The organism is Pseudomonas peli, assembly GCF_050563605.1.
Classification (GTDB): Bacteria; Pseudomonadota; Gammaproteobacteria; order Pseudomonadales; family Pseudomonadaceae; genus Aquipseudomonas; species Aquipseudomonas peli_A.
Map to the genome: position 1 here is coordinate 1 of NZ_JBNXUH010000148.1, position 473 is coordinate 473.

1 protein-coding gene is annotated in these 473 nt (G+C 56.7%); it reads left to right on the top strand.

The window, feature by feature from the left end; genetic code table 11:
• Positions 1-19: 19 nt before the first annotated feature.
• A complete protein-coding gene (locus ACQ4LH_RS21330; protein ID WP_430698981.1) occupies positions 20-85 on the top strand; it encodes a glycine zipper domain-containing protein in 66 nt (21 codons plus the stop codon).
• Positions 86-473 lie beyond the last annotated feature (388 nt).

Here is a 473-nt window from a genome sequence, read left to right on the forward strand (position 1 = left end):
GCTATGTGCAGACTCACCCGTGCAAACCCTCGGCATTGCTGCCGCTATCGGTCTGCTGTTGGGCATGCTGATTACCCGCCGTTAAAGAGAACATTAATGGATGCAACACGTTTCTTCTGGGGGGCTGGGAGTTGTTAAAAAGAGCCGGCTTAGGTCCACCCCCCCCCGTGCAACCCCTCGGCATTGCTGCCGCTATCGGTCTGCTGTTGGGCATGCTGATTACCCGCCGTTAAAGAGAACATTAATGGATGCAACACCGTCCACCCCGCCAAGTCGCGGCAGTTCGCCACGGCGATTTGCCAGCGCCTTGCTGGGGCTGTCTCTCCCTACTTTCTCTTTTCTTTTTTTTTTTTAACCGACCCACCCCCGCAGACATCTCACCCTCGGGGCGCGCCGGCGCCGGCGAAAGTTGTTTAAAAGAGCCAGGCCGTTCTCGCTCTGTTGTTGGCCTTTTTTCTCCCCCGCCGTTAAAG